Origin of the sequence: Cupriavidus oxalaticus, from assembly GCF_038900635.1 — a bacterium.
Classification (GTDB): Bacteria; Pseudomonadota; Gammaproteobacteria; order Burkholderiales; family Burkholderiaceae; genus Cupriavidus; species Cupriavidus oxalaticus_B.
The window spans coordinates 84,974-97,249 of the sequence record NZ_JAYMRX010000018.1 but is presented as its reverse complement, the minus strand read 5'-3'; the positions used below and the strand labels follow the sequence as shown (position 1 = coordinate 97,249).

Below are 12,276 nucleotides of genomic sequence, written 5' to 3'. Positions count from 1 at the left end.
GTAACTTCTCAGGAGGGTTCGGGTGGGCTTCCGGGCGCTGGCTTACTGCTGCAGCCGGAAATGCTCGACGAAATCGCTGAACACACGCGCGGACAGTGCTGCGTCCTCGGCGGTCATGGTTTCGGTGGGATGGTGGCTGATGCCGCCGTTGCCGCAGCGCACGAACAGCATGGCGACATCGGCAATGGCGGCAATGGCCATGGAGTCATGGCCGGCACCGGACGGCAGATGGCGCACCGGCACGCCCTGACGGGCGATGGCGGCGGCCCATTGCTCTTGCAGCCACGGGGCGCACGGCACGCTGTTCGCCTCGTGGGTCTTGCGCACCTGCACGCGCACGTTGCGGCGCGCGCACACGCGTTCTATCTCAGCCAGCACGTCGTTGACGGCGGCCTCGCGCTCGGCGTCGATGCCCGAGCGAATGTCGATCGAGAACACCGCGTGGCCCGGTACCACGTTGGTGGCGCCATTGGGCACGTTGAACTGGCCGACGGTGCCGACCAGGCCCGGCTTGCCGCCGCAGCGCTTCTCGATGAACAGGCCGATTTCGGCACCGGCCATGGCGGCATCGCGGCGCATGTCCATCGGCACCGTGCCGGCGTGGCCTGCCAGGCCTTCCAGCTCGACGATAAAGCGCGTGGCGCCGGAAATCGCGGTGACCACGCCGACCGGCAGGCCCTCGTTCAGCAGCACCGGGCCTTGCTCGATATGCACCTCGATAAAGGCTGCGACCTTGCTGCGCTCATGCCTGGCGGCAGGCAGGTCGGCGGCGTCGAAACCGGCCTCGCGCATCACTTCGCGCATGGTCTTGCCGCTGTCGTCGACGTTGTCCAGCACCTTGTTGTCGAAGGTGCCGGCAATGGCGCGGCTGCCCAGCAGCGTGGCCTTGAAGCGCACGCCCTCTTCCTCCGCAAAGCCGACCACCTCGAGCGCGAACGGAAAGCGCTTGCCCTGGCGATTCCATTCGGCCACGCACGCGATCGGCAGGATCACGCCCAGGTTGCCGTCATAGCGGCCGGCGTCGCGCACGGTGTCGAAGTGCGAGCCGGTCAGCAGCGCCGGCGCGTCGGGCGTGGTGCCTTCGTAGCGGCCGATCACGTTGCCGGCGGCATCGCGCCGCACCGTCATGCCGGCCTGCTGCATCCATTCGGTCAGCTGGGCGGCGGCGCCGTGGTGGGCCTCGGTCAGGTAGGTGCGGGTGAGCATGCCGGGCTGCTCGGTGTGGACGGCCAGGGCATCGGCCCAGGCCATGATGCGCGTGCCTACCTCTGCGGCTGCCGGCATGCTGGCCGACGACGGATTTGCTGCCATACGTGTCTCCTGCTGGATGTGCGTGAAAGCCGCGGCGGCGTGGCTGGCGGGGTGCCAGTGCGGGCGGGGCGCCCGTGGCCGAAGCTCTATTCTGTGCGATTCATGGTAGCACAGTGAATTCAAAAATTGCATACAAAAATGATATGCACTATATTCGGTTCCACGTTCAGACAATCCTCTGCGGACAATCCGGTCCGGACAGCGGATTGCGTGGATTCCGCCCCAACAGGGGGGCCGTCCGCGCGGTGGCGCGCTCCCGACCCTGAGCTCTGCCCGAGAACGTAAGGCCGGCAGCCCACCCAGCCGTCAGAGCAGTACGGGGCCGCCGGTGATTCCTGGATCGAAATGGGCCAGCCAGCGCACATGCGCAGGACCGGCCCGGCACGGAGACAACCATGCAGCACGCAGTTCCCTCGCAGCAACGCCCGGGCACCCCACGCCTGCACACCCGCTTTACCCGCTCGCTGTTCGGCCAGGTGCTGATCGCCCTGGTGATCGGCACGGCACTCGGCCTCGCCTTCCCCGAATTCGCCGCCAAGCTCAAGCCGCTCGGCGACGCCTTTATCAAGCTGATCAAGATGCTGATCGGCCCGATCGTATTCTGCGTAGTGGTGGCCGGCATCTGCGGCGCCGGCGAGCTGAAGAAGGTTGGCCGCGTCGGCATCAAGGCGGTGGTGTATTTCGAGATCGTCACCACCATCGCCCTCGCGCTGGGCATCGTGCTGGCTTATGTGTTCCAGCCCGGCGTCGGCATGAACGTGGATCCGCGCTCGCTCGACGCGTCGGCGATTGCCGGCTTTATCGACAACGCCACCAAGGTCAAGGACCAGGGCACGGTCGACTTCCTGCTCAAGCTGATTCCCAATACCGTGTTCGGCGCCTTTGCCAACGGCGACGTGCTGCAGGTGCTGCTGGTGTCTATCCTGTTCGGCTGCGCGCTGTCGCTGGTGGGCGAGCCGGGCCGGCCGCTGGTCAGGCTGATCGACACGTTCTCGCACACGCTGTTCAAGATGATGGGCTTCATCATCAAGCTGGCGCCGCTGGGCGTGCTGGGCGCGGTGGCCTTCACCGTCGGCAAGTACGGTATCGGCTCGCTCAAGCAGCTGGGCTTCCTGGTGTTCCTGTTCTACGGCGCGGTGATCGTGTTCGTGCTGGTGGTGCTGGGCACCATCATGCGCGTGTGCGGTTTCTCGGTGATCAAGCTGATCCGCTACCTGCGCGCCGAGCTGCTGGTGGTGCTGGGCACGGCCTCGTCCGACAGCGTGCTGCCGCAGGTGATGAAGAAGCTCGAGTTCATGGGTATCAAGAAGTCGGTGGTGGGCCTGGTGATCCCGACCGGCTATTCATTCAACCTGGATGCGTTCTCGATCTACCTGACGCTGGCCGCGGTATTCATCGCCCAGGCCACCAACACGCCGCTGGCGATGGGCGACCTGCTCGGCATCCTGGCGGTGGCGCTGGTCACCTCCAAGGGCGCGCACGGCATCCCGGGCTCGGCCATCGTGATCCTGGCGGCGACGCTGTCGGCGCATCCGGCAATCCCGGCAATCGGCCTGGTGCTGGTGCTGTCGGTGGACTGGTTCATCGGCATCGCGCGCGCGCTCGGCAACCTGATCGGCAACTGCGTGGCGACCGTGGTGGTGGCGGCATGGGAAAAGGATATCGACCGCGAACGGGCGCGCGGCGTGCTCAACGGCACGATCGAGGCGACCGACCTGGACGCCGGCCTTGCCGCCATGGCGGATGACAACGCCGTGGCCGGTTCGCCTGCCGCCGTGCCGGGGACTGTCGCGGGACGCTAGAATCACGGCATCTCCCCAACGCGCAGCCCCTGCGCAAGTGCGCTGCCATGCCCGAGCATATCGATCCCGACATGACCGCTGAAGCGATCGCCGACGACATCGTCGCCGCGATCGTCTCGCACCGCCTCCCGCCCGGCACCAAGCTGCGCGAGGAGGCGCTGGCCAGCGTCTACCGCGTCAGCCGCACCAAGGTGCGCGCGGCGCTGCTGATGCTGAGCAAGGACAAGGTCATCCAGATCGTGCCGGACAAGGGGGCGTTCGTCGCCAAGCCCAGCGCGGAAGAAGCGCGCGAGGTCTTCGCCGTGCGGCGCATCCTGGAAGCGGCGCTGGCGCGCGAGTTCGTCGCCAGGGCAACCGCGGCCGACTACAAGCGCATCGACAAACACCTGGCCGCCGAGCGCAAGTCACTCGGCGGCAACGACGCGCAGATCCGTACGCGGCTGCTCGGCGATTTCCATATCGTGCTGGCCGAGGTGGTCGGCAACGGCGTGCTGACCGAGATGATGCGCGAGCTGTCCGCACGCAGCGCGGTCATCACCATGCTGTACCAGTCCCGGCGCGATGCGGCGTGCTCGTCGGACGAGCACCGCGAATTCATCGAGGCGGCGCGCGCGGGCGATGCCGAGCGCGCCGTCACGCTGATGGTGGACCACCTCAGCCATGTCGAAAGCGCGCTGCATTTCGAGGAAACCGCGCCGGCGGCGCGAGGCAAGGACCTGGTCGCGGCGCTGCTGGCGTAGGACCAGCGCTGGCCGTTGGCCAGCGCTTGACGTGAGTCAAAGCGGCTTGCGCCGCCTCCGGGCACACTTGTCCTCGCCATGAAGACGCGGGGGCGCACTTCATGAGCACTCCGCCTTTCGCGCATCATCGCCGGAAGGCCGCCCGCACGCTGCAACGGTGTGCGGGCTTTCTTTTTTCCGAGGGCTGGCTTTTGCGGCGCCGAGCATCGTTGCCCCGCGGGCCCTCGCGGACGATGCCGCGGTGCGGCAATTTCCCTTTCCGGCCAATCACTTGCGCAACCGCCCGCGGCCACGATGCCGTGCGGGGTCGCGCACATTGACGCACTCCCTTCGCCGACGAAAAGCGGCAATAACCGAATGCGTGCTTCGGGTTAGGATCGCGAGGGCCCAACACAGAGGCCTGCGCCGCGACATCGCCGCGGACGCGCACCAGAACAACCGTCATGGAGACCCATCATGCGTGATCGCACCGCCCCAGCGCGGCCGTCCGGCCTGCGTTCGCCCCCTCTGCCGGTTTTCGTTTCCTGAGCGCCGCATCCGCAGGCCCCTGCCTGCGGATGCGGCCACCCTTCGCATTGCCTGACCAACGACCAAGAGGACGACCCATGCCCAGTGCCTTTCGCGCAGACGCCTTTGCCGGCAAAACCGTTTTCATCGCCGGCGCTTCATCCGGCATCAACCTCGGCATCGCGCACGGCTTCGCCCGCGCCGGCGCGAAGCTGGCTCTGATCAGCCGCACCGAGGACCGCATCCAGGCTGCCGCCGACGGCATCGCCGCCGCGGGCGGCACCGCGATCGGCATGGCGGCCGACGTGCGCGACTATGCCGCGGTGGAGGCCGCACTGGCGCGCACGCGCCAGGAGCTCGGCCCGATCGACGTGGTGATCTCCGGCGCCGCCGGCAACTTCCTCGCGCCGGTGGTCGGCATGTCGGCCAATGCGTTCAAGACCGTGGTCGACATCGACCTGCTCGGCACCTTCAACGTATTCCGCGCCAGCTTCGACTACCTGAGCAAGCCCGGCGCGTCGCTGATCGCCATCACCGCGCCGCAGGGCGTCAACGCCATGATGTTCCAGGCCCACGCCTGTGCCGCCAAGGCCGGCATCAACATGCTGATCAAGTGCCTGGCAATGGAGTGGGGCCCGGCCGGCGTGCGCGTCAACGGCATCTCGCCCGGCCCGATCGCGGATACCGAAGGCATGGCGCGGCTGGCGCCGACGCCGGAGGTGGAGGCGCGCTACAAGGCCCGCCTGGCGCTGCGCGACTACGGCACCAAGGACGATATCGCCGATGCCGCCATGTACCTGAGCAGCGACAACGCGCACTTCGTCACCGGCACCATCCTTGACTGCGACGGTGGCAGCAAGCTGGGTGACGCGTCGGCCGATGCGCTCAAGCCCATGCGCTGATACAAGACCCAAACCACAGAAGCAACTACAACGATTCATGGAGATCCGACGATGACAGCATCCGTGCTTTACCAATCCGGCGCAGGCGTGGCGACGCTGACCCTGAACCGCCCGGACGTGCTCAACGCGATGAACGCCGACCTGATGCGCGAACTGCGCGAAGGCGTGGACCGCGCCGCGGCGGATGCCGAAGTGCGCGCGGTGCTGATCACCGGCGCCGGGCGCGGCTTCTGCGCCGGCGCCGACCTGGCCGCGCGCCAGGGTGGCGGCAACGGCCTGCAGGATTCCGGCCAGATGCTGCGCGAGCGCTATCACCCCATCATCCTGGCGCTGCGCCAGATGCCCAAGCCGGTCATCACCGCGGTCAACGGCGTGGCCGCCGGTGCGGGCATGAGCCTGGCGCTGGCCGGCGACGTGGTGCTGGCGGGCCGTTCGGCCACCTTCCTGCAGGCGTTCTCCAAGATCGGCCTGATCCCCGATGCCGGCAGCACTTACTTCCTGCCGCGCTATGCCGGCGAGATGCGCGCCCGCGCGCTGGCCATCCTGGCCGAGAAGATCGATGCCGAGGAAGCGCACCGCATCGGCCTGGTGTGGAAGGTCCATGACGATGCCGCGCTGCAGGACGAAGCCGGCAAGCTCGCGCACCATCTCGCCGGCATGCCGACGCTCGCCTACGGCATGATCAAGGAAGCGCTGAACCAGAGCTTCGGCAACGACCTCGCCGCGCAGCTGGAAGTCGAAGCCACGTTGCAGTCGCGCGCCAGCCGCAGCGAAGACTGCAAGGAAGGCGTCGCCGCCTTCATGGAGAAGCGCAAGCCGCTGTTCAAGGGTCGTTGACCCGCGTCCTCGCCGTTTGCAGCACACCCTGCACGCCAACCCAAGGAGCCCGCGCATGAGCGCCAGCAGCAATGAACGGATCATCGTCACCATCGAAGGCGGCGTCGCCGACGTCCGCCTGAACCGTCCCGACAAGATGAATGCGCTCGACCAGGAGATGTTCGACGCGCTGATCGAGACCGGCGAGCAACTGGCGCGCACGCAGGAGCTGCGTGCCGTGGTGCTGTCGGGCGAAGGCCGCGCCTTCTGCGCGGGCCTGGACATGGGCCGCATGGCCGGCATGCTGTCCGGCGATGGTGGCGGCAGCGAAAGCGACAGCATCGGCGGCGGACGGCTCGGCAAGCGCACCAATGGCATTTCCAATCGCCCGCAATATGCCTGCATGGTGTGGCGCGAGCTGCCGGTGCCGGTGTTCGCGGCGGTGCACGGCGTGGCCTTCGGCGGCGGCCTGCAGGTGGCGCTGGGCGCGGATGTGCGCTACGTCGCGCCCGATGCAAAGCTGTCGGTGATGGAGATGAAGTGGGGCCTCGTGCCCGACATGGCCGGCATGGTGCTGACGCGCGGGCTGGTGCGCCCCGACGTGCTGCGCGAGCTGATCTACAGCGCGCGCGTCCTCAGCGGCACCGAAGCGTGCGAGCTGGGACTCGCCACCTGTGTCGCCGACGACCCGCGCGCCGCGGCGCTGGCAGCGGCGCGCCAGGTCGCGCAGAAAAATCCCGATGCGATCCGCGCCGCCAAGCGGCTGATGGCAGTGGTCGAGCGCGGCGACAATGCCGCCATCCTGCAGGCCGAGTCGGACGAGCAGGACCGCCTGGTCGGCTCGCCCAACCAGCGCGAGGCGGTGCTGGCCAACATGGAGAAACGCGCGCCGCGTTTTGACCCGGCGCATTGAAGCCTTCCGCTCAACGGTGGCGCCGGCCGCGCCACCACCTCGCGTAGACCGCCGCGTAGACCGCCACGTTGACCACCAGCACAATCAGGCCAAGCCAAAGTTGCACGGCAGGCGTCAGGCCCGGCGGATAGATCAGCGGCAACAGGTAGCGCTCGACAAAGCCCCCGCCGTAGCCCGCCTCCCCCGCGGCACGGCGCAGCGCATTCTCCAGCGGCGTCAGCGGGCAGATCCAGCCGGACCACTCGATCATCACGCCCCACGCCGCGGCCGGCAGGTGTACCCATGCCAGCCGCGGCCAGCGCAGCACCAGCAGGCCGCCGGCCACCACGAACACGATAAACAGCCCGTGCACGATGACGACGAGATCGGCCAGCCAGGCTGCCATGGCATCGCGCGCAATGGCCCTCAGTCGCCGTTGCCGCCGGCCATCCAGTAGCCGGGACGCGCGAACTGCGCTTTCAGGTGTTCGATAAAGAAGCGGATCTTGGCCGGCACCGGGCGCTGCTGCGGGTACACCGCGAGGATGTCGTAGTCGGGCAGCGCGTATTCGTCGAGCACGGTAATCAGCTCGCCGCTCTCCAGCTGCGGCAGGATTTCCCAGGTCGAGCGCCAGCCCAGCCCGAGTCCCTCGCCGGTCCAGCGGTGCAGCAGCTCGCCGTCATTGCAGTCGAGGTTGCCGTTGACGCGCACCGTCACGGCCTTGCCGTTCTGGCTGAAGTACCAGCCGCGCTGCTGGCCGCCCTGCAGGTTGAACGCCAGGCAGTTGTGGTGCTCGAGGTCGTCCAGCGTCTGCGGCACGCCATGCTTGGCGAAGTACGCGGGCGTGCCGCACACCACGCGCTTGTTCGACGCCAGCTTGATCGCGACGAAGTTGGGGTCGATCGCGCCGCCGATGCGGATGCCCACGTCATAGCCCTCGCGCACCAGGTCGACCACGCGGTCGGTCAGGTTGAACGAGATCTGCACTTCCGGGTTCGCGGCCAGGAAGGCCGGCGCGTGCGGCGCCACGTGCTTGCGGCCGAACGCGGCCGGCGCCGACACGATCAGGTGGCCGGTGGCCTTGTGCTTGCCTTCGGCGATCAGCATCTCGGCGCGGTCCAGGTCGGCGAGCGCCTTCTTGCATTGCTCCATGAACACCGCGCCCTGCTCGGTCACGGCGATGCGGCGCGTGGAGCGGTGCAGCAGCTTGACGCCGATACGCGCTTCCAGCGCGTTGATGCGGCGGCCGATCATCACCGGCGTGACGTTCTGCGTCAGCGCCGCGGCCGCCATGCTGCCGTGCTCCACCACGGCGATAAAGGCTTCGATTTGCTTGAGTTTGTCCATCGGATATCAGTCTCCCGGGCGCCATTGTGCGGCATCGGCGCCGCCGTGGCATCCCGGCGGCGCTTATGAAGCGGATCGGGCCCGGCGCATGGCGGGCGGCGCATCGCGGCGCTCGCGGGCACAATGCCGCACTTCACGGCTGAATTCGGCACACGCGTGCGTCATCAGGTCGACCGAGCGATAGACCAGGAACACGCGGAAATCCGGCAGCTCGTCCTGGATCGGCAGCGGCACCAGCTGGTCGCTGGCCAGCTGCAGCGGGCCGCCGGTGCCGTGGAAGACAAAGTCCGACCACATGCTGATCAGGTCGGTGCGCGTGGCCAGCTGCAGGCCGAGCAGGTTCGATGCGCTCTGCACCACGCGGCGCGGCATCTCCATCCGGTGCAGCCGCATCAGGCTGGCGAGCGGGCTGCCGGCGTCGTCGACCGGGTCGAGCACCAGCCAGTCGGCGTCCAGCAGCGGCCGCAGCCGGCGCGTGCGGCGCAGCGGATGGCCGGCGCGCACCGCCAGCTTCATGCCGACCGAAAACAGCGGCTCCCACTGCAGCGAGGCCGAGCCGGGGCCGCTGTTGGTGGAGATCAGCCCCAGGTCGAGCCGCCCTTCGCGCAGGCCTTCCTGGATCTGCTGGGGGCGCAGCTCGAAGCCGCGCAGCGCAACGTTGGGGAAGCGCTGCCGGAACGCCGCCATGGCCGCGGGCAGCGGGCCGCTCGAAGCCACCGCGGTAAAGCCGATGTTCAGCTCGGCCTCGGCATGGCCGCGGATCGATTCGATATCTTCCAATGCGTGCCGCAGCTCCTGCTCGACCACGCTGGCGCGCTTGACCAGCGCCAGGCCGTAGGCGTCAGGCTGACGCCGCGCACCGAGCGCGACAGCAGCGTCACGCCCAACTCACGCTCCAGCTCGGCGATGGCCTTGGACAGCGCCGGCTGCGAGATATGCAGCGCGCGCGCCGCTTCATGAATGCTGCCGTGCTCGGCCACGGCCAGCAGGACCCGCAGTTGGTGCAGCTTCATCGTTTCCGTTTCCTGTTTCAGGATGCCGTGCATTGCCGTGCCGGAGGCCCCGGCGCGGGGCAACACGCCCCATCCGCGGGCGCAATCGCCGACGCGCGTCGCGGGCCGCACTTCCGGCCATTCCCCGCTCCGGCCAAGGCTTTGCCGGCATCCTTCAGTAGTTTTCCCGATACCGTGACGACACCGGTTATGACGGTGATTCGATCTGGTTATCAGGATGAAAATATATGATTTTTTGTCCCGGGCCGTTTGCCTGAATACTCAGCGCCACAGGTTGCCAACCTGACTGCCGCGCGAGCCGCTCCTGCTCACCGGGCCCCGACAACACCGGTCCGCCGTGCGTGCAGCCCCCCACCAGTTCGTGGAGACCTTGCATGAACGACGCCACCCTTGCGACGCCTGCCAGCGTAACGACCGCCCCCGCCAGCACCGCCAGCACACCTCGCAACCAGAGCCAGTTCCGCCTGATCGCGGCGTGCTCGCTGGGCAATGCGCTGGAGATGTTCGACTTCACCGTCTACAGCTTCTTTTCGCTGCTGATCGGCAAGCTGTTCTTTCCCTCCGACAGTCCTTACGGCTCGCTGCTGCTGGCGGTGGCCACCTTCGGCATCGGCTTCGTGATGCGCCCGCTCGGCGGCGTGGTGATCGGCAGCTACGCCGACCGACGCGGCCGCAAGGCGGCAATGACGCTGACCATCGGCCTGATGGTGCTGGGCACGTTGTGCATCGCGCTCGCGCCGCCGTATGCGTCGGCCGGCATCGCCGGCTCGCTGATGATCGTCGCGGGCCGCTTGCTGCAGGGCTTTTCGCTCGGCGGCGAGATCGGTGCCTCGACCGCGATGCTGATGGAGGCGGGCGGGGTCAAGGGCCGCGGCTGGCGCGTCAGCTGGCAGCTCGGCAGCCAGGGCATTTCGGCGCTGCTGGGCGCGCTGACCGGCGCCACGCTGTATGCCGTGCTGCCGGCCGCGTCGCTGGAAAGCTGGGGCTGGCGCCTGCCCTTCCTGGCCGGCCTGCTGATCGCGCCGGTGGGGCTGTATATCCGCGCGCACCTCGACGAAACCCACCAGGCCGACGCCCACGCGCCGAGCCCGCTCGGCGAACTGTTCCGCAACCACTGGTCCACCGTGCTCAAAGGCATTCTGGCGACCACGGCCGGCACCGCGACGATGTACCTGGTGGTGTTCTTCATGCCGACCTACATGATCCGCGTGCTGCATATGCCGGCGTCGCTGTCGTTCCTGTCGGGCTGTGTCACCGGGCTGACGCTGACGGTGGTGTCGCTGTTCGCCGGCCGCCTTGCTGACCGCCTGGTCGCGCGCAAGCCGCTGGTGGTCGCATCGCTGGTGCTCAGCATGCTGGCGGTGTATCCGGCGTTCTGGCTGATCAATGCCTATCCGAGCGTGCCGCTGGTGCTGTGCGTGTCGGCGCTGCTGACCGCGCTGGTCAACCTGGGCACCACGCCGATGTTCCTGATGATGCTGGAGATGCTGCCCGCCGGCGTGCGCGCCAGCGGCCTGTCGGTGATCTACAGCGTGGGTGTGACTGTGTTCGGCGGCTCGTCGCAATTTATCGTCACGTGGATGCTGGCCCGCACCGGTAACCCGATGTCGCCCGCCCTCTACATGCTGGTCTGCGGCGTGATCACGCTGCTCGCGGTGCTGCGCATCCGCGAGAACCGCATCCACTGAGCCGCGCCCACTGAACCCTGCACATTTTCCGGAGACCGATCCCATGACCCGCGCACCGACGCTCCAGCCATTCCAGTACCTGCCGCACCTGCTGCCGGCCATCGGCATCGACGCCGAAACCTTCGTCGGCATCCGCCGCCAGATCCATGCACAGCCCGAGCTGGGCTTCGAGGTCGGCGCGACCAGCAAGCTGGTGGCGACGCTGCTGGCCGAATGGGGCTACGAGGTCCACACTGGCATTGGCAAGAGCGGCGTGGTGGGCCAGCTCAAACGCGGCAGCGGCACGCGCCGCCTCGGCATCCGCGCCGACATGGACGCGCTGCCGATCACCGAAGCGACCGGCCTGCCCTATGCCAGCCGGGTACCCGGAAAAATGCATGCGTGCGGCCACGATGGCCATACCGCGATCCTGCTGGCGGCGGCCAGGGCGATTGCCGGCAAGCCCGACTTCGACGGCACGCTCAACCTGATCTTCCAGCCCGACGAAGAGAACCTGTGCGGCGCGCGCGCGATGATCGAGGACGGGTTGTTCGAGCGCTTCCCGTGCGATGCGATCTTCGCGCTGCACAACATGCCGGGCGTGGCGGCGGGCTCGTTCCGGGTGCTGCCGGGGCCGGTGAGCCTGTCGTCGGACGTGGCCGACGTGACCGTGCGCGGCGTCGGCGGCCACGGCGCGATGCCGCACCGCGCGCGCGACCCGATCGCAGCGGCGGCGGCCATCGTCACCGCGCTGCAGACGGTGGTGGCGCGCAATGTCGCGCCGGACGATACCGCGGTGGTATCGGTCGGCTTTATCCGTGGCGGCGCCACGCACAACGTGATTCCCGAAGCCGTGACGCTGGGGCTCAACGTGCGCGCCGCGCGGCCCGAGACGCGCGCGCTGGTCGAGCAGCGCATCCGCGAGATCGTTGCACTGACCGCGCAGGCGCACGGCGTGGAAGCGGAGATCGACTACCGGCAGCTGACGCCGCCGATGGTCAACGCCGAAGCCGAAACGCTGCTGGCTCAGCGCGTCTGCACCGAACTGGTCGGCGCCGACAATGTGGTCACGCAGGCCCCGAAGGGACTCAACGGCAGCGAGGACTTCGCGTGGATGCTCAATGCAGTGCCAGGGTGCTACCTGATCCTTGGCAACGGCGAAGGCGAATTCGGCGGCTGCATGGTGCACAACCCCGGCTACGACTTCAACGACGCGGTGCTGCCGCTGGGCGCGGCGGCCTGGGTGCGGCTGGTGCAGACCTATCTCGCCGCAGCCTGA

10 protein-coding genes and 1 pseudogene are annotated in these 12,276 nt (G+C 68.1%); 7 read left to right on the top strand and 4 right to left on the bottom strand.

The window, feature by feature from the left end; genetic code table 11:
• Positions 1-42: 42 nt before the first annotated feature.
• Positions 43-1,311, bottom strand: a complete 1,269-nt coding sequence (locus VSR71_RS24560; protein ID WP_342916394.1) for an allantoate amidohydrolase — start codon at positions 1,309-1,311, stop codon at positions 43-45.
• A gap of 395 nt (positions 1,312-1,706) precedes the next feature.
• Here VSR71_RS24560 and VSR71_RS24555 point away from each other — a divergent pair, with 395 nt between their 5' ends.
• From VSR71_RS24555 to VSR71_RS24535, 5 genes are all read left to right on the top strand, one after another.
• A complete protein-coding gene (locus VSR71_RS24555) occupies positions 1,707-3,113 on the top strand; it encodes a C4-dicarboxylate transporter DctA (RefSeq protein ID WP_342916393.1) in 1,407 nt (468 codons plus the stop codon).
• A gap of 47 nt (positions 3,114-3,160) precedes the next feature.
• The gene (locus VSR71_RS24550; protein WP_342916392.1) at positions 3,161-3,853 is read left to right on the top strand and encodes a GntR family transcriptional regulator; all 693 of its coding nucleotides are present in this window, start codon (positions 3,161-3,163) and stop codon (positions 3,851-3,853) included.
• A 605-nt stretch (positions 3,854-4,458) separates the two neighbouring features.
• The gene (locus tag VSR71_RS24545; RefSeq protein WP_342916391.1) at positions 4,459-5,262 is read left to right on the top strand and encodes an SDR family oxidoreductase; all 804 of its coding nucleotides are present in this window, start codon (positions 4,459-4,461) and stop codon (positions 5,260-5,262) included.
• 51 nt (positions 5,263-5,313) lie between these two features.
• Positions 5,314-6,099 (top strand): enoyl-CoA hydratase-related protein, encoded by a 786-nt coding sequence (locus VSR71_RS24540; protein ID WP_342916390.1) that lies wholly within the window; start codon positions 5,314-5,316, stop codon positions 6,097-6,099.
• Between the two features lie 55 nt (positions 6,100-6,154).
• Positions 6,155-6,991: a crotonase/enoyl-CoA hydratase family protein gene (locus VSR71_RS24535; protein ID WP_342916389.1), complete on the top strand. Its 837-nt coding sequence runs from the start codon at positions 6,155-6,157 to the stop codon at positions 6,989-6,991.
• A gap of 10 nt (positions 6,992-7,001) precedes the next feature.
• Here VSR71_RS24535 and VSR71_RS24530 read toward each other — a convergent pair whose 3' ends face one another.
• The 3 genes and pseudogenes from VSR71_RS24530 to VSR71_RS24520 all read right to left on the bottom strand — a co-directional run bounded on the left by VSR71_RS24530 (position 7,002) and on the right by VSR71_RS24520 (position 9,330).
• Positions 7,002-7,376, bottom strand: coding sequence for a DUF2784 domain-containing protein (locus tag VSR71_RS24530; RefSeq protein WP_342916388.1), 375 nt, complete (start codon positions 7,374-7,376; stop codon positions 7,002-7,004).
• A 20-nt stretch (positions 7,377-7,396) separates the two neighbouring features.
• Positions 7,397-8,317: a LysR family transcriptional regulator gene (locus tag VSR71_RS24525; RefSeq protein WP_342916387.1), complete on the bottom strand. Its 921-nt coding sequence runs from the start codon at positions 8,315-8,317 to the stop codon at positions 7,397-7,399.
• A 63-nt stretch (positions 8,318-8,380) separates the two neighbouring features.
• Positions 8,381-9,330 (bottom strand): annotated as a pseudogene (locus VSR71_RS24520) (LysR family transcriptional regulator).
• Positions 9,331-9,704: 374 nt separating this feature from the next.
• On the opposite strand from VSR71_RS24520, the gene VSR71_RS24515 reads away from it, so the two are divergent.
• Together VSR71_RS24515 and VSR71_RS24510 are read left to right on the top strand one after the other, a co-directional pair.
• Positions 9,705-11,018: an MFS transporter gene (locus VSR71_RS24515; RefSeq protein ID WP_342916386.1), complete on the top strand. Its 1,314-nt coding sequence runs from the start codon at positions 9,705-9,707 to the stop codon at positions 11,016-11,018.
• A gap of 43 nt (positions 11,019-11,061) precedes the next feature.
• The gene (locus VSR71_RS24510; RefSeq protein ID WP_342916385.1) at positions 11,062-12,276 is read left to right on the top strand and encodes a M20 aminoacylase family protein; all 1,215 of its coding nucleotides are present in this window, start codon (positions 11,062-11,064) and stop codon (positions 12,274-12,276) included.